General features: G+C 61.5%; 16 protein-coding genes and 1 pseudogene. 6 read left to right on the top strand and 11 right to left on the bottom strand.

The window, feature by feature from the left end:
• Window positions 1–78 precede the first annotated feature (78 nt).
• Window positions 79–1,044, top strand: a pseudogene (rpoS, locus tag ACESMZ_RS02075) (RNA polymerase sigma factor RpoS); the annotation flags it as partial.
• 191 nt (window positions 1,045–1,235) lie between these two features.
• On the top strand, window positions 1,236–1,808 hold the full coding sequence (locus ACESMZ_RS02080) for a chalcone isomerase family protein (protein WP_372956438.1): 573 nt from the start codon (window positions 1,236–1,238) through the stop codon (window positions 1,806–1,808).
• 51 nt (window positions 1,809–1,859) lie between these two features.
• On the opposite strand, the gene nth is transcribed toward ACESMZ_RS02080, so the two are convergent.
• Genes nth through metG form a run of 8 tightly spaced genes read right to left on the bottom strand, consistent with a single transcriptional unit; the run spans window position 1,860 to window position 10,023 of the window.
• Window positions 1,860–2,501: an endonuclease III gene (nth, locus tag ACESMZ_RS02085; protein WP_372956439.1), complete on the bottom strand. Its 642-nt coding sequence runs from the start codon at window positions 2,499–2,501 to the stop codon at window positions 1,860–1,862.
• Window positions 2,502–2,521: 20 nt separating this feature from the next.
• Window positions 2,522–3,238: an electron transport complex subunit E gene (locus ACESMZ_RS02090; RefSeq protein ID WP_372956440.1), complete on the bottom strand. Its 717-nt coding sequence runs from the start codon at window positions 3,236–3,238 to the stop codon at window positions 2,522–2,524.
• Between the two features lies 1 nt (window position 3,239).
• On the bottom strand, window positions 3,240–3,926 hold the full coding sequence (rsxG, locus tag ACESMZ_RS02095; protein ID WP_372956441.1) for an electron transport complex subunit RsxG: 687 nt from the start codon (window positions 3,924–3,926) through the stop codon (window positions 3,240–3,242).
• 4 nt (window positions 3,927–3,930) lie between these two features.
• The gene (gene rsxD, locus ACESMZ_RS02100) at window positions 3,931–4,977 is read right to left on the bottom strand and encodes an electron transport complex subunit RsxD (RefSeq protein WP_372972127.1); all 1,047 of its coding nucleotides are present in this window, start codon (window positions 4,975–4,977) and stop codon (window positions 3,931–3,933) included.
• Window positions 4,974–6,776: an electron transport complex subunit RsxC gene (rsxC, locus tag ACESMZ_RS02105; protein ID WP_372972128.1), complete on the bottom strand. Its 1,803-nt coding sequence runs from the start codon at window positions 6,774–6,776 to the stop codon at window positions 4,974–4,976. Before rsxC ends, rsxD begins: the two co-directional genes overlap by 4 nt.
• Window positions 6,776–7,354, bottom strand: a complete 579-nt coding sequence (gene rsxB / locus ACESMZ_RS02110) for an electron transport complex subunit RsxB (protein WP_372956444.1) — start codon at window positions 7,352–7,354, stop codon at window positions 6,776–6,778. Before rsxB ends, rsxC begins: the two co-directional genes overlap by 1 nt.
• Before the next feature lie 14 nt (window positions 7,355–7,368).
• Window positions 7,369–7,950, bottom strand: coding sequence for an electron transport complex subunit RsxA (gene rsxA, locus ACESMZ_RS02115; RefSeq protein ID WP_372956445.1), 582 nt, complete (start codon window positions 7,948–7,950; stop codon window positions 7,369–7,371).
• Window positions 7,951–7,983: 33 nt separating this feature from the next.
• Entirely contained in the window at window positions 7,984–10,023 is a 2,040-nt protein-coding gene (metG, locus tag ACESMZ_RS02120; RefSeq protein WP_372972129.1) for a methionine--tRNA ligase, read from the bottom strand.
• 161 nt (window positions 10,024–10,184) lie between these two features.
• Here metG and apbC point away from each other — a divergent pair, with 161 nt between their 5' ends.
• The 4 genes from apbC (at window position 10,185) to ACESMZ_RS02140 (ending at window position 14,044) form a co-directional block, all read left to right on the top strand.
• Window positions 10,185–11,285: an iron-sulfur cluster carrier protein ApbC gene (apbC, locus tag ACESMZ_RS02125; RefSeq protein WP_372956447.1), complete on the top strand. Its 1,101-nt coding sequence runs from the start codon at window positions 10,185–10,187 to the stop codon at window positions 11,283–11,285.
• A gap of 162 nt (window positions 11,286–11,447) precedes the next feature.
• The gene (dcd, locus tag ACESMZ_RS02130; protein WP_091848417.1) at window positions 11,448–12,014 is read left to right on the top strand and encodes a dCTP deaminase; all 567 of its coding nucleotides are present in this window, start codon (window positions 11,448–11,450) and stop codon (window positions 12,012–12,014) included.
• A 113-nt stretch (window positions 12,015–12,127) separates the two neighbouring features.
• A complete protein-coding gene (locus ACESMZ_RS02135; protein ID WP_372956448.1) occupies window positions 12,128–12,742 on the top strand; it encodes a YjaG family protein in 615 nt (204 codons plus the stop codon).
• Between the two features lie 36 nt (window positions 12,743–12,778).
• Window positions 12,779–14,044, top strand: coding sequence for a valine--pyruvate transaminase (locus tag ACESMZ_RS02140; RefSeq protein ID WP_372956449.1), 1,266 nt, complete (start codon window positions 12,779–12,781; stop codon window positions 14,042–14,044).
• 12 nt (window positions 14,045–14,056) lie between these two features.
• Here ACESMZ_RS02140 and ACESMZ_RS02145 read toward each other — a convergent pair whose 3' ends face one another.
• The 3 genes from ACESMZ_RS02145 to purM form a co-directional block, all read right to left on the bottom strand.
• Entirely contained in the window at window positions 14,057–14,803 is a 747-nt protein-coding gene (locus ACESMZ_RS02145; protein WP_372956450.1) for a DUF3108 domain-containing protein, read from the bottom strand.
• 116 nt (window positions 14,804–14,919) lie between these two features.
• Window positions 14,920–15,585, bottom strand: a complete 666-nt coding sequence (gene purN / locus ACESMZ_RS02150) for a phosphoribosylglycinamide formyltransferase (protein ID WP_372972130.1) — start codon at window positions 15,583–15,585, stop codon at window positions 14,920–14,922.
• Between the two features lie 5 nt (window positions 15,586–15,590).
• On the bottom strand, window positions 15,591–16,655 hold the full coding sequence (gene purM / locus ACESMZ_RS02155) for a phosphoribosylformylglycinamidine cyclo-ligase (RefSeq protein ID WP_372956477.1): 1,065 nt from the start codon (window positions 16,653–16,655) through the stop codon (window positions 15,591–15,593).
• Window positions 16,656–16,796 lie beyond the last annotated feature (141 nt).

The raw sequence follows: 16,796 nt of genomic DNA on the forward strand, positions 1-16,796 counted from the left end.
GTCCAGACCCCTGAGCCCGGAGCGTGCCGACAGGATCATTTGGAAGGCGGGGCAAGAGTTATGTCTGCAGAAGAAGAGATGATCATCGATCGTGTAGCTGATGTAGAAGAGGCGGAAGACGATGTGGAGGCGCCCGAGGCGTCCACAACAGAAACCCCGGCTGACGCGACTGCGTCGGTGACCGAAGAGCAGGGGTTTACCCCCCACGACCGTTATTTTGGTACCCAGAAACAGTTGGATGCCACCCAGCTTTATCTCAACGAGATCGGCTTTTCGCCGTTGCTGACTCCCGAAGAAGAAGTCTATTTTGCCCGCCTTGCCCGCAAGGGCGAAGAGTCAGGCCGCAAGCGCATGATCGAGAGTAATCTGCGCCTGGTGGTAAAAATCGCGCGGCGCTACGTAAACCGGGGCCTGACCCTGCTGGACCTGATCGAGGAAGGTAACCTCGGCCTGATCCGTGCGGTGGAGAAATTTGACCCGGAGCGGGGCTTCCGCTTCTCCACTTACGCCACCTGGTGGATTCGCCAGACCATCGAGCGGGCCATCATGAACCAGACCCGCACCATCCGCCTGCCGATCCATGTAGTCAAGGAACTGAACCTGTACCTGCGGGCCGCCCGGGAGCTGACCCAGAAACTGGACCACGAGCCGTCGGCGGAAGAAATTGCCCGTATGGTGGACAAGCCCGTCAGTGACGTGGAGCGAATGCTGGGCCTGAATGAGCGGGTCGCCTCCATGGACACGCCCATTGGTGCTGGTGGTGAGAAATCGCTGCTGGATACCGTGGCCGATGAGGGCGCGACCGACCCGGCGGACCTGCTGCAGGACGACAACCTGTGTGCCTGCCTCGAGCAGTGGATCGACCAGCTCAGCGACAAGCAACAGGAGGTGCTCGCCCGCCGTTTCGGCCTGCGGGGCTACCCCACCTGTACCCTTGAAGAAGTGGGTCAGGAAATCGGGCTCACCCGGGAGCGGGTACGCCAGATCCAGGTCGAGGCATTGCGCCGCCTTCGTGAAATCCTTGAAAAGGAAGGTCTGTCCAGCGGCCTGCTGTTCAAGTAAGACGCAAGCGCAGGCCCGTTACGAAGCCGGCTCCCTGGAGCCGGCTTCGTCATGTTTTGGGGAAAGTGTGACCTGATCCTGAAGTCTCCTGCACGGAACATCACCATGTCCGGTACCATGGCGGGGCTGCCCCCGACAGGTGGGGTAATAACAACCAGAAACAGGAGTTTTCAATGCTGAAACGAGTTGCGGGTGCTTTTTTGGGAATGTGCATGGCCATGGTGCTGGCAGCCGGCGCCGGTGCGGCGGAAGTCAATGGCGTGGATGTCCGGGATTCACTGGACGCCCGTGGTCAGCAGCTTGCCCTCAATGGTGCGGGGGTGCGTTCAAGGTTCTTTATCAAGCTGTATGTGGCGGCACTGTATCTGCCCGAAGAGTCATCGGACAGCAAGGCCATCCTCGCCGCGGATGAACCCCAGGCCATTGCCCTGCACGTCACTTCGGGCCGCATCAACAGTGACAACATGACCGAGGCCACCCTGGAGGGCTTCGAGAAGTCTACCGGCGGCAACCTGGCACCCATCCAGCGTGAGGTGGACCAGCTGCTGCGGGTGTTTGCTGACGAAATCCGCGAGGGGGATGTGTTCGACCTGGTCTACGTACCGGGAGAGGGCGTTCAGGTCATCAAGAACGGTGAACTCGGAGACACCATTGGCGACCGGGCGTTCAAGGAAGCCCTGTTCGGCATCTGGATTGGCGACGAGCCGGCCCAGGGTAGCCTGAAGGACGATATGCTGGGAGGCTGAGCTCCCCGAATTTTTCGCCGGGGTGAGGTTGATCTCACTCCGGCCGCCACTTCAGTCCAGATACTCCCGCTTCTGTTTGAACTCACACAGATCCTCGATAATGCAGGAGCCGCACTTTGGCTTGCGGGCTGTGCAGGTATAGCGCCCGTGAAGGATAAGCCAGTGGTGGGCGTCCATCAGGAACTCCCGGGGCACCAGCCGCATCAGCCGTTTTTCCACTTCCAGCACGTTCTTGCCGGGGGCAATACCGGTCCGGTTTGATACCCGGAAGATGTGGGTATCCACCGCCATCGCCGGTTGCCGGAAGGCCGTGTTCAGAACGACATTGGCGGTCTTGCGGCCCACACCGGGCAGGGCTTCGAGCTCCTCGCGGGTGTCAGGCACTTGGCCCCCGTGCTCTTCAATGAGGGCGCGGCAGGTCTTGATGACATTCTCCGCCTTGCTGTTGAACAGGCCGATGGTCTTGATGTATTCCTTCAGCCCGTCCACGCCAAGGGCGAGAATAGCCTCCGGGGTATTGGCCACCGGAAAGAGCTTTGCGGTCGCCTTGTTAACCCCTACATCCGTTGCCTGGGCCGACAGGATCACCGCAATCAGCAGTTCAAACGGGGTGCTGTAGTTCAGTTCGGTGGTGGGTTCCGGGTTGGCGTCCCGCAGACGGCTGAAGATCTCGATGCGTTTCTGTTTGTTCATGGCTGCCGATTGGTTTGTTATCAGGAAATAGTGCCGGTGACCCGCACCCGCTTGCTGCCCGCTGTGACGGTGGCTGTGGACCGGGCCTTGCGACGGGCTTCCAGCTGGCTGTCGATGCCGTTCTTCAGGGCGATAAGCAGGCCCAGCCCTACAAAGGCGCCGGGTGGCAGCACCATGAACAGCATGTCCGGATAATCGCGGAACACGTGCAGGGTCCAGTCCGCTGCGACCGGGCCCAGCAGCAGGTGCATGTCGGCGAGCAGGGTACCCTGGCCAATCAGTTCCCGCATGGCGCCAAGCACCACCAGCACTGTCAGGAAGCCCAGCCCCATCATGGCGCCGTCCAGCAGAGCCGGGGCCGGGGTGGTTTTGGAGGCGAACGCATCAGCACGGCCCAGAATGGCACAGTTGGTCACGATCAGCGGGATGAAGATGCCCAGTATCTGGTAAAGCTCGTAGGTGAACGCCTGCATCAGCAGTTCGGCGCAGGTCACGAAAGAGGCAATAATCATAACGAAGGCAGGCAGCCGAACCGAGTCCGACACGAAGTTGCGGATCAGGGAGACCGCCAGGTTGGAGCCCATCAGCACCATCAGGGTGGCGATCCCCAAACCGAGGGCATTCACTACCGTGCTGGTGACGGCCAGCAGCGGGCACAGCCCCAGTACCTGCACCAGGGCCGGGTTGTTGGTCCACAAGCCGTCGCGGATGATTTCCTTGCTGCTCTTGTTACTCATGTCAGCGCTGCTCCCTGTTGGACTGCCCGCGACCGGTGCCTCGCTGTTCACCGGGGGTGCGTGCACCAACGGTCTCCAGAATTGCCTGGCGGTTCTGGCGGAAGTAGATCAGCGTATGCTGAACTGCCTTGACAACCGCGCGGGGAGTGATGGTGGCGCCGGTAAACTGGTCGAATACGCCGCCGTTCTTTTTCACGTTCCAGTTGCGGGGTTCCGGGTTTCCCAGGGACCGTCCCTCGAAGGACAGCACCCAGTTGGATTTCTTCAGTTCTATCCGGTCACCAAGCCCGGGCGTCTCCCGGTGACTGGTGACCCGCACACCCAGCACCTCGCCTTTCAGGTCTATACCCACGAGCAGGTGGATGTCACCGGAGTATCCATCTGGCGCAATGGCCGGGAGAATCAGGCCTACCGGTTCTCCGTCGCGGCGGGCTACCCGCGCGGTGACCGGACCCTGGATGGCGATACGTTCGCTGGCGGGCAGGACGACGGCGTCATTCAGCAGGTCATTATCATGCTCTGTTTCCGGAATGATTTCATACAGGGCAGCGGCCTCAGCCCGGGCCCGCTGCTCCTCGATACGCTCGGCGGTCAGTTGCTGGGTGAAGGCGATGGTGCCGCCGGTGATCACCGCAAACAGTCCCAGACCAATAGCGCTACGCCGGATGGATTGTGCCAGTGCCGCCATAGGTCTACCCCGCCTTGCCCGGAATACCGCGCCGGGGCTTGTGGTGCCCGTAGGTGCGCGGTGGTGTGTAGTGGTCAATAAAGGGCACCGCAAAGTTCATCAGCAGCACACTGAAGGCCACGGCGTCCGGGTAGTTACCCCAGCTGCGGATGGTATAGATCAGCACACCGATGCTCGCGCCGTAGATCAGCTTGCCCTGGTGGCTGGTCGCCGCTGATACCGGATCGGTAGCGATAAAGAAGGCACCCAGCATGGTGCCGCCGGCCAGCAGGTGCAGTGACAGCGGTGCATACTGGTCTGCATTGCTGCCAAAGGCCAGACTCATCAGGCCCAGCGCTGCCAGCAGGCTGAGCGGAATGTGCCAGGTGATAATGCGCAGGGCCACCAGTGCCAGTCCGCCCAGCAGGAAGGCGCCGTTTACCCACTCCCAGCCTTTGGCTACGCCGGCGCCGAAGGTGGGGTGTTGCAGTACTTCGGTGGCGGTGTGGCTGGCAATCTTGTGCTTGTATTCATCCAGTGGGGTGGCCATGGTCCAGGCGTCGACGGCGGCCGCCTGCCCCCCGAATATTGTACTGAGGGTTTCACCGAACCCCGGTGCGTTGGCCAGGGTCACCGCGCCGGCCCAGTTGGTGGTCATGGCCACCGGAAAGGAGACCAGTACCAGCGCATAGCCCACCATGGCGGGGTTGAAGGGATTGGCCCCCAGGCCGCCGTATAGTTGCTTTGCCAGCACGATGGCGGAGATGACCGCGACTGCCGATACCCACCAGGGGGCGAACTGGGGCAGGGACAACCCCAGCAGAAGACCGGTGACAGCGGCGGTGTTGTCCCGCAGGAAGAAGGCGACCGGCTTGCGTCGGAGTTTCAGTATGGCGGCTTCGGTACCAACGGCCAGTAACACGCACCAGAGCACATTGATCAGGTTGCCCCAGCCAAAGAACCAGGTCTGCACCAGCAGGCCGGGTAAAGTTGCCAGGATCACGATCAGCATCACCCGGGAAGTGGGGCATGCACCGTGGGCGTGGGGCGACGACTGTTGCACCAGGCTCATTGGCCGGCCTCCGTCTCAAGCTGCTTGCGGGCGTCTGTGAGAGCATCCTCGGCCCGTTTTACCCGCTCCAGGTTCTTGGTGACGGCGCGCTCAAGCTTTTCCACATTGTCCGCCTGGGCGACCCTGGCTTCATCCAGCATGCTTTCCATGGTTTCGAGCTTGCCCTTGGCCTGGTTGAGCTGTTTTTCCAGTGCCTCGATATCGGGTTTGTCGGTTGCGGATTCCGGAGTGGCTGCCGCAGCGGGCCTTGCCTTCTTGCGTTCCAGGGCCTGTTGTACCATGGCTGCCCGGGCTGAGCGTTCGTCGGTGGCGTCACCCTTGGCAACCGCTTTCTCTGCCTCCGCCTGTTTCTTCTTCTGGGCCTCCGCTGCTGCCCTGGCCCTTTCCTCGCGGCGGCGTTCCTTTTCCTCCTGCTCACGCTCCAGCCTTGCCTGGCGGGCCTCGAAACGTTCCCGGGCCCGGTCCGCCTTGATCTGTTCGGCCCGCTGGGTACGTATCTCCCCCTTGGCGTAGCGATAGTACTGAACCAGCGGAATCGAGCTGGGGCACACATAGGAGCAGGCCCCGCATTCGATGCAGTCGAACAGGTTCAGGTGCTCCGCCCGGTCAAAGTCCTGGGCTTTGGCGTGCCAGAACAACTGCTGGGGCAGCAGCTCCATGGGGCACACCTCGGCGCACATGCCGCAGCGGATACAGGGCTGCTCCGGTGGTGGTGTCGGCAGTTCCTTTTCCGTGGCGGCGATCAGGCAATTGGTGGTCTTGATCACCGGAACCGATGTGTCTTCCAGGGTGTAGCCCATCATCGGCCCGCCGAGGATCAGGCGACTGATCCGTTCGGGGTGGAAGCCGGCCTGGCTGAGCAGGTGCCGGGCCGGCGTACCGATCAGGGTTTCAAAGTTGCCCGGGTCGTCCACACCGGCACCGGTCACCGTGGTAATGCGGGAAACCAGCGGCTCGCCCCGGTTAATAGCCCGGTAAACCGCCATGGCAGTGCCCACGTTCTGGCACATGACGCCAATATCGGCGGGGATGCCACCGCTGGGTACTTCCATACCGGTGAGGATCTGGATCAGCTGTTTCTCCCCACCGGACGGGTATTTGGTGGGCACCACGACCAATTCTGCCTGGGTGCCCTCGGAAGCCTTGCGCATGGCTTCGATGGCTTCCGGCTTGTTGTCCTCAATGGCGATTACACAACGTTCCGGGCGCAGGATCCACGACATGATCTTGATGCCGCCATGGATCTGGTCGGCGCGCTCCCGCATGGTCATGTCGTCCGCGGTGATGTAGGGCTCGCATTCCGCGCCGTTAATGATCAGGGTGCTGACCTTGCGGTCACTGGGGGGCCTGAGTTTGATACTGGTGGGAAAACCGGCGCCGCCCATACCGCTGATGCCGGCTTCCCGGATCAGGTTCAGTACCTCATCGCGGTGCAGCTTGCGGTAATCCGCTACCGGTGACAGCTCGCACCAGGCGTCATCGCCATCCGGCTCCAGCACCATACACCAGTCCGACATGCCGGAAGGGTGCGGAACCGGGAGCAGCTCGATGCCTATGATGGTGCCGGATGTGCTGGCGTGGACCGGCACGCCCATGCCGGAGGTGACATCGGCGAGCTTCTGGCCCTTGAGCACCTTGTCGCCGGGTTGCACGAGGGGCTCCGCCGGTGCCCCGATGTGCTGTTGAAGCGGCAGTATCAGCCGGTCCGGAATGCCGGCCTTGCGGATCGCTCGCCCGGTGGACTGGCGTTTGTTCTCGGCCGGATGGATACCACCGGGGAAACTCCACAGCTGTGTCATCAGGCACTGGCTCCCTGGCGGTCAGTGGCAATAATGGATGGGCGCGGTGGCTCCCAGGTCCAGCTGCGAATGTCCGGTTCGATGGTGATCATATCGATACAGTCCACCGGGCAGGGCTCCACGCAAAGATCACAGCCGGTACATTCGCTCTCGATCACGGTATGCATATGCTTGGCCGCGCCAAGGATCGCATCCACCGGGCAGGCCTGGATGCACTTGGTGCAGCCGATACACTCGTCCTCCCGAATGACGGCCACACGGCGGGCCTGTTCCACGCCATGCTCGGCATCCAGGGGCTGGGGGTCCACGTCCAGCAGATCCGCCAGGGCCTTGATGGTGGCTTCGCCGCCAGGAGGGCACTTGTTGATGGCGTCGCCGTTGGCAATGGACTCGGCATAGGGGCGGCAGCCGGGGAAGCCGCATTGGCCACACTGGGTCTGGGGGAGGAGCGCGTCGATCTGGTCCACCAGCGGGTTGCCCTCAACACGGAAGCGCTCGGCAGCGAAACCCAGCAGTGCACCGAACACCACCGCAAGGGCCAGCAGGACTGCGACTGCAATCAGGATGCCTGTCCACATAGCTTCGAACTCCGTCAGACGCTGACCAGGCCGGTAAAGCCCAGGAATGCCAGTGACATCAGCCCGGCGGTTACCATGCCAATGGCCGCGCCCCGGAAGGCAACCGGCACTTCGGCCACGGCGATGCGCTCGCGCATGGCGGCGAACAGCACCAGCACCAGCGAGAAGCCGGCGGCGGCGCCGAAACCGTACAGGACTGATTCAACGAAGTTGTTGTTCTTGTTGATGTTGAGCAGTGCCACACCCAGCACTGCGCAGTTGGTGGTAATCAGGGGCAGGAAGATGCCCAGCACCCGGTAGAGCAGCGGGCTGGTCTTGCGCACCACCATTTCGGTGAACTGGACCACCACCGCGATCACCAGGATAAAGGTGATGGTCCGCAGGAAGGTCAGATCCAGGGGCTCCAGCAGCCAGGTATAGGCGAGGTAGCTGCATACCGATGCGAGGGTCAGCACAAAGGTGGTGGCCAGGGACATGCCCATGGCGGTTTCCAGCTTCCCGGACACGCCCATGAAGGGACACAGGCCGAGAAACTGCACCAGCACAAAGTTGTTGACCAGTATGGTGCTGACCAGGATCAGCAGGTATTCCGTCATCGGTACGCGTGCTCCGATTGGTGGTGCGCGGTGTTACATCACCCGCATGCCGGGGGTGGCGCCGGAGTCAGGGGAGAGGATAAAGATATCCTTGCCCCCGGGGCCCGCGGCCAGCACCATGCCCTCGGAAAGGCCGAATTTCATCTTGCGGGGCTTGAGGTTGGCCACCATGACGGTCAGCCGGCCCTCAAGATCCTCCGGCTTGTAGGCGGACTTTATACCTGCGAACACGTTGCGCTCGCCATGCCCTACGTCAAGAGTGAGGCGAAGAAGCTTGTCGGCGCCCTCCACGTGTTCTGCCTTGACGATCTTCACCACCCTCAGGTCCACCTTCGCGAAGTCCGGGAACTCGATTTCGTCAGCGATGGGCTCCAGGTCGCCAGCGGGGGCTTTTTCCGCTTTCTGGCCGGTAGCGGCCGGCAGCTCTTCCTTCGAGGCCTCAACCATTTTCTCGATCTGGGCCATGTCCACCCGGTTCATCAGGGGTTTGAACTTGTCGATGGGGTGGTCTTCAAGCAGTTCGGCCCGGTTGTTCCAGTCCAACCGCAGGTTCAGGAAGCTTTCGGCCCCCTCTGCAGTTTTTGGCAATACCGGTGCCAGGTAGGTCATCAGCAGGCGGAACATGTTAATGGCATTGGTGCAGATGGCCTGGAGCTTCTCGTCCTGGCCTTCCTGTTTGGCGATGACCCAGGGCTGCTCGTCGTTCACATACTGGTTGGCGATGTCCGCCAGCTCCATGATGCGGCGCATGGCCCGACCGAATTCACGGGCCTCGTAGAAGTCGGCGATTTCCTCACCGGCCTCGATGAAGGTATTGAGCCGGTCGGTCTCGGTAACCTGGCCAAGGCGACCGTCGAAGCGCTTGGTGATAAAGCCGGCACTGCGGCTGGCGATGTTCACCACCTTGCCCACCAGGTCGGAGTTGACCCGGGCAGCGAAGTCTTCCAGGTTCAGGTCCATGTCATCCACGCCGGCCGTCAGCTTGGCGGCGAAGTAGTACCGCAGGTATTCCGGATTCAGATGGTCCAGGTAGGTACGGGCCATGATGAAAGTACCCCGGGACTTGGACATCTTCTTGCCGTTCACCGTCACAAAGCCGTGGGCCCAGACGGCGGTGGGGGTGCGGAAACCGGCGTCATGGAGCATGGCGGGCCAGAACAGGGCGTGGAAGTTGATAATGTCCTTGCCGATGAAGTGATAGACCTCGGCACTGGAATCCGCCTTCCAGAAATGTTCAAAATCAATACCGGTCCGGTTGCACAGGTTCTTGAAGCTGGCCAGGTAGCCGATGGGGGCGTCCAGCCAGACGTAGAAGTACTTGCCGGGCGCGTCCGGGATCTCGAAGCCGAAGTAGGGCTTGTCCCGGCTGATGTCCCACTCCTGTAGCCCCGCATCCAGCCACTCGGCCAGCTTGTTGGCCACCTGTTCCTGCAGGGTGCCGCTGCGGGTCCATTCCTTCAGGAAACCGTCGAAATCCGGCAGCTTGAAGAAATAATGCTCGGACTGTTTCTCCACGGGGATGGCGCCGGATACCGCCGAGCGCGGGTTGATCAGCTCCGCCGGGGTGTAGGTGGCACCGCAGGCTTCACAGTTATCACCGTACTGGTCTTCGGCCTTGCACTTGGGGCAGGTGCCCTTGATGAAGCGGTCCGCCAGGAACATCTCTTTCTCCGGATCGAAGAACTGGGTGATCTGGCGGGTGGCGATATGGCCGTTTTCCTTGATCTTGCGATAGATGTACTCGGAAAACTGCTGGTTCTCCTCGGAGTGGGTGGAGTAATAATTGTCGAAGCGGATATTGAAGCCCGCGAAGTCTTCCTGGTGCTCCTCCCGGATGCGGTCAATCAGCTGTTCTGAAGAGATACCCTCCCGTTCGGCCCGCAACATGATGGCGGTACCGTGGGCGTCGTCCGCGCAAACGTAGTAACAGTTGTGGCCACGCATTTTCTGATAGCGCGCCCAGATATCCGTCTGAATGTATTCCAGCAGGTGACCCAGGTGAATCGGGCCGTTGGCATAGGGCAGGGCGCTGGTAACCAGAATATCGCGCTGTTTGTCGCTCGCTTGCGTCATGGTGATGTCCGAACCTCGGTGAACTTGTCGGAGAAGCCGCCGTCGGGGCAGCTCCGTATGGTCAGAAACGGGCACAAATGATACCTTCCAAGCCAATACTTTTCATCTTCCCGGGCGGCGTTTTGCCGTATTCCACCGGATATCTGATTCACGGAGCAATCATGGCCGAGATTTCCCGGGCAGCCCTCGAGGCTGCCGTGCGCGAGTACCGCGATCCCTACCTGGACAAGGACCTGTACGAACTGGAAGCCGTCAGGGCGCTGGACGTCGATTCCCGGGGGCAGGTCAGTCTTGCCGTGCAGCTGCCCTATGCCAGTGCCGGCATTGCCGGTGCCCTGCGGCAGATCGTTACTAACAGCCTGGAAAACGTGGACGGTGTGACCGCAGCCGAGGTGACCGTCAGCCAGAAGATCCACGCCCACAAGGCCCAGCGGGACCTGGAGTCCATGGGCGGGGTGAAAAACATTATTGCCGTGGCGTCCGGCAAGGGTGGCGTGGGCAAGTCCACCACTGCGGTGAACCTGGCCCTGGCGCTGGCGGCGGAGGGAGCCCGGGTGGGTATCCTGGATGCCGATATTTATGGTCCCAGTGTCGGCATGATGCTGGGCATTCCGGAAGGCCAGCGCCCGAAAACCGAGGGCAACAAGTACTTCCTGCCGGTGGAGGCCCATGGCATCCAGGCCATGTCCATGGCCTTCCTGGTGACTGACAAGACGCCCATGGTCTGGCGTGGGCCCATGGTCAGTGGCGCTGTACAGCAGTTACTCACCCAGACCCTGTGGAACGACCTGGACTACCTGGTGGTCGACATGCCCCCGGGCACGGGGGATATCCAGCTGACCCTGGCCCAGAAAGTGCCTGTGACCGGCGCCGTGATTGTTACTACGCCCCAGGACATTGCCCTGCTGGATTGCAAGAAAGGTATCGAGATGTTCCGCAAGGTGGATATCCCGGTACTGGGTGTGGTGGAGAATATGAGCATTCACATCTGCAGCAACTGTGGCCACGAGGAGCCCCTGTTTGGCCAGGGTGGTGGCGAGCGGGTTGCGGAAGACTATCAGACCGAGTTGCTGGGTCAGCTGCCCCTGCACCTCACCATCCGCGAGCAGACGGACGGCGGTAATCCCACCGTGGTCGCGGAACCGGATTCGGAAGTGGCGCGCCGCTACCGGGACATTGCCCGCCGGCTGTCCGCAGGCCTGTCTACACGCGCCCGCAACGACAGTGCCCCCATTCCCAGTATCTCCATCAGCGACGACTGAATGCTCGCCTCTTTCCTCCTGACTCCGGCCACGTCCTGTGGCCGAAGTCAGGAGAAAATGTGTCCGGGTTTTGCGACAACTGCCTGCCACGGTTAAACTATGGCGCCCCGAATTTCAACCGGTGCGCGACCGGCGCCGACGGACTAACGAGAGATCACATCAATGAGCATCAAATCCGACAAGTGGATTCGCCGCATGGCGGAACAGGAAGGCATGATCGAGCCCTTCGAAGCAGGCCAGGTTCGGGAAACCTCCCGTGGCCGCGTGATCTCCTACGGTACCTCCAGCTACGGTTACGACGTGCGCTGCAGTAACGAGTTCAAGATCTTTACCAACGTGCATTCGGCCACAGTAGATCCGAAGAACTTCGATGAGAACAGCTTCGTCAACTATACCGGCGATGTCTGCATTATTCCGCCCAACTCCTTCGCGTTGGCCCGCACGGTGGAATACTTCCGGATTCCGCGCCAGGTATTGACCATCTGTCTCGGCAAGTCCACCTACGCCCGCTGCGGTATCATCGTTAACGTCACCCCCCTGGAGCCGGAATGGGAAGGTCAGGTGACGCTGGAATTCTCCAACACCACCAACCTGCCGGCGAAGATCTACGCCAACGAGGGCGTTGCCCAGATGCTGTTCTTCGAATCCGACGAGGAATGCGAGACCAGCTATAAGGATCGGGGTGGCAAATACCTGGGGCAGACCGGAGTTACGCTACCCAAGACCTGACGGGTCGGCTGCAGGCTGGCGGGCCCGGCGTGCAGGTGACTGTGCGACTGGTTTTTTTGGTTGCCGGGCCCTCAACCGGTGGTCTTTATTTAGAACAAACACAGGAGCCGTACGTGAACGCCAACCAGTTTCTGAAAGCGGTCGAACAGCTCCAGGGGTGGCGTCAGACCGCCTTTCTGCTGGCCCTCGCCGAGCGGGCCTTTCCCAATTATGCCCTGTTCAGCGATGCCATTGGCGCCAAGGCCGGCGGCAAGATGCGCCAGTTGCTGGATACCGGTTGGGAGCTGTTCGAGGACAAGGCCACTGAGAACCATGTTCCCCAACTGCTGGCGAAGCTCGAAAGCCTGAGCCCGGACGTGGACGACTACGATGCCTACGGGGTTTACCCGGCATTCGATTTCTGCCGCTTGCTGGAAGAAGCGCTGCTGAGCCGGCTTAATCCTTCGAAGCACCGGGCGCTGGAGGCGTCCGGTGTTGCCACTGGTACGGTAATGAACTTTATTACCTTCTCCGAGGGAGAGGAGCTGGACGAGGATGAGCTGGTGCGTCTGCTGGACAGCCATCCACTGATGAAGGAAGACAAGTTATTCCAGCGGGACCTTGTTCTCAGCCTCAAGCGCCAGCGGGTCCCGAAAGAGCGCTATGTGGCCGAACTCCGGACCATGGCCGCGAACGAGGGCGTCAGCAATCTGGGCATTACCCTCGCCGATGACGAACCGGAGGCCTGAGGCCTCGATAACCACCGGACACCAGACAACCCTGCCATGAAACTTTCAGCTTTTGGACGCAAGTTTACCGCCGATGCCGGCATTACCTCCCTGATGGATGATCTGGGTAATGCCCTGGCCAGCGGCGAGGACATGATCATGATGGGGGGCGGGAACCCCGGCCAGGTGCCCGCTGTGCAGGAAAGGCTTACCGAAGTACTGGCGGACATGACCCGGGATCCGGAGGCCATGAAACGGCTGGTGGGGATCTATGATCCGCCCCAGGGGGAGAAACAGTTCATCGCCTCGCTGGCGGAGCTGCTTAACCGGGAATATGGCTGGGGCCTTACGGAAGACAATATTGCCCTGACCAACGGCAGCCAGGCGGCGTTCTTCATGCTGTTCAACATGTTTGCCGGAAACTTTGGCGACGGCTGCCACAAGCACATCCTGTTGCCCCTGGCGCCGGAATATATCGGGTACGCCGATGCCGGTATTGCGCCGGAAGTGTTCCGGGCAGTCCGGCCCGACATCACGTTTACCGGTCCTCATGAGTTCAAGTACCGGGTGGATTTTGACGCCCTGGATGTTACCCCGGACACAGGTGCCATCTGCGTTTCGAGGCCTACCAATCCGACCGGTAACGTGATCACCGATCAGGAGCTGGAGCGGCTCGAATCCCTGGCCCGCCGTCATGATATCCCGCTGATCGTCGACGGCGCCTATGGCACGCCCTTTCCGAGTCTGCTCTATGTGGATGCGGAGCCGCGATGGAACGACCAGATCATTTTGTGTCTGAGCCTCTCCAAGCTGGGCCTGCCCGCGGCCCGCACGGGCATTGTGATAGCCGCCCCCGAGGTGATCCGGGCACTGTCCGGCATCAACGCCATCATGAACCTGGCCACTGGCAGCTTCGGAGCCATGCTGGCGGAGCCCCTGGTGCGCAGTGGCGAGATTCTGTCCCTGAGTCGGGAAGTGGTGTGCCCGTTCTACCAGCGCAAGATGAAGAACGCAGTGAAGGTGTTCACCGAAGCCATGGGAGAAGAATGTCGCTGGTATGTTCACAAGCCAGAGGGCGCCATGTTCCTTTGGCTCTGGTTTCCCGATTTGCCTGTGAGCAGCCTGGAGCTATACCAGCGCCTCAAGGCCCGGGGCGTACTGGTGGTATCCGGACACTATTTCTTCCCCGGCCTGGCGGAAGATGGCTGGCGTCACCGGCACGAATGCATCCGGGTGACTTACTCCCAGGACGATGACCGGGTGGCGGAGGGCCTCCGGCGCATTGCCGGGGAGGTGCAGGCCATCTGGGCAGAGCACCGTTAAGATGTTCCCGGTTCAGTCGTTCAGGTCGGCGTCATCCAGTTTGACTTCGTAGCGGCTGCCATCCGGCTCTACCTGAACCAGTCGCACCAGCAGATAGTCCAGCTCCGGAGCGAACCACATCAGCGTTTCCCGCTTGCTGTCGTCTTCCCGGACCTTCTCGACCTTGACGGTCTGCAGTTCGCCGAAGCTGGTGGACTGGACTTCTTCGCCAATGACCGCGAACCGGTCATCCTCGAAATCATCCTCGTCTGCCACGGTATAGTTCATTTCCTTTTTGCCGGCCTTCAGGTCCTGTCGCAGCTGGAGCTGGAAGCCGAGCGGATCCAGCGCCTCGCCGGTCAGGGGAACGGTAAAGCTTTCCCCGTCGTAGCTGCCACTCATGCTTTCCGTCGCCCAGTTGAAGTTGAGGGCCCGGCTGCGGTTCCGCACCATCAGGCCGTCCAGACGGTAGCGGTATTCCAGTGGTACAACGCGGCCATCGTCCCAGCGAAAGTGTACGGATTCCTGGATATCGGCAATGAAGGAGTCGACGTTGAAGGAATACTTCCAGGTGCCGTCCGGCTGTTGCTCGAGGGTACGCCGGGCAGAACCGTTGATGGCAAGGCCCTTGTCCATGCTGGCACTGTAGCTGGCTGCAATGGGTTTCAGTTCCGCAACCGGTGCACCTGTTTCAGCGTAGGAGGTGGCACTGAGTGCCAGCAGGTAAAAGGCGAGTGCCCGGGGCAGGGTGAGGCGGCGGGCTGTGCGGACAAGGGTCACTGATGGTCTCCCGTTACTGCGGTCACTGGGTCGAGTGTAACCGGCCCGGGCCAGCCTCCGGATGACGATTTTGTTATCTCGGGCCAGGGCGGCAAGGGGGCCGGGTGTCTGGCCCGTCAGGATGCCGGCAGGGTCATTACCGCGGGCATCGGCTCGCCATCGAAAAGGATGCGGTCGTTGCCTGCCAGTTGTAGCCGCCCCTCACAGAACCAGCGCACCACGATCGGATAGAGTGTGTGCTCCTGTTGCTGGACCCGTTCAGCCAGGGTTTCGGCGCTGTCTTCCGGTTGCACGGCCACTTCCGCCCGGGCAATCACCGGCCCGCCATCAAGGTCCTCAGTTACGAAGTGGACCGAGACACCATGGACCAGGTCGCCCGCATCGATCGCCCGCTGGTGCGTGTTCAGCCCCCGATACTTGGGCAGCAGGGAGGGGTGCACGTTCAGCATCCGGCCCTGGAAGGCCCGTACGAACTCGGGGGTCAGGATGCGCATGAAACCGGCCAGAACCACCAGGTCTGGCTGCCGACGCTCCATTTCAAGCCGCAGCTCGGCGTCAAAGGCCTCCCGGGACTCAAAGCGGGTGTGGTCCACGGTAAAGGTTTCGATACCTGCCTGGGCTGCGCGCTCCAGGGCAAAGGCCTGGGGGCGGTTGCTGCCTACGGCGACGATTTCACCGGGAAAATCCCATTCCCGGCTGGCGTCAATCAGCGCCTGCAGATTGGTGCCGCTGCCGGAGGCGAGCACCAGGATGCGAGGTGTGTCGACCGGGTCTGCCTGCATGCCACTCATCCCCGGATCAGCCCCGGTGCGTAACGCACGTCCGGTGATGCGGCAGGATCGTCCTGGCCCTCGATGGCACCAATCTCCCAGGCCACCTCACCCATGGCACTGAGGGTGTCGAGGGCCAGTTCCTTCTGGTCCGCCGGTACGCAGACGATCATGCCAACGCCGCAGTTGAAAGTGCGGTACATCTCTTCGTCGGCGACGCCGCCCTGATCCTTGAGCCACTGGAAAATAGCCGGCAGCTCCCAGCTTGTGGTGTCGATGGCGGCACGGGTGCCATCCGGTAACACCCGGGGGATATTCTCGGGAAGGCCGCCGCCGGTAATATGGGACATGGCCCTGATGTCAACCGTTTTAACCAGTTGCAGAAGGTTCTTGACGTAGATTCTGGTGGGCGCCATCAGACCCTCTGCCAGCGTGGCGTCTCCTACCGGCTCGCTGAGGTCGGCACCGGATACTTCCAGAATCTTGCGGATCAGGGAATAGCCGTTGGAGTGGGGGCCGGAGGAGGCCAGCGCAATCAGGGCATCGCCAGGCTGGACACGACTTCCGTCAATGGCCTGGTCCCGCTCCACCACGCCCACACAGAAGCCGGCCAGGTCGTAGTCATCACCTTCGTACATGCCCGGCATTTCTGCCGTCTCGCCTCCCACCAGGGCGCAGCCGGCCAGCTCACAGCCCTTGCCGATACCTTCCACCACGTTGGCAGCCACGTCCACGTTGAGTTTGCCCGTGGCGTAGTAGTCGAGGAAGAACAGCGGTTCAGCACCGCCCACCACCAGGTCATTGACGCACATGGCCACCAGGTCGATACCGATGGTGTCGTGCTGTTGCAGTTGCATGGCCAGTCGCAGCTTGGTGCCCACCCCGTCGGTGCCGGATACCAGCACCGGTTCCCGGTAGCCGGTGGGCAGTGACACCATGGCGCCGAAGCCTCCCAGCCCGCCAAGCACTTCAGGCCGCCGGGTGCGCCGGGCAGTATCCTTGATACGATTCACCAGCTCATTACCGGCGTCAATGTCCACGCCTGCGTCGCGATAGGTGAGGGAGGGCTTTTTATCACTCATGTCGGGGTCAGCCATGTTGGTGGGTACGGTTGGTATGACAGAAGCGCGGGATTTTACCAGTTGCCGGTGGGGGCTCCAAATGTGTTTCATGTCCGGCCCTGGTGTGGTCCGGTTGCTACTCACCGTCAGGACCATCGTGTA

Source organism: Marinobacter sp. (assembly GCF_041690615.1).
GTDB lineage: Bacteria > Pseudomonadota > Gammaproteobacteria > Pseudomonadales > Oleiphilaceae > Marinobacter.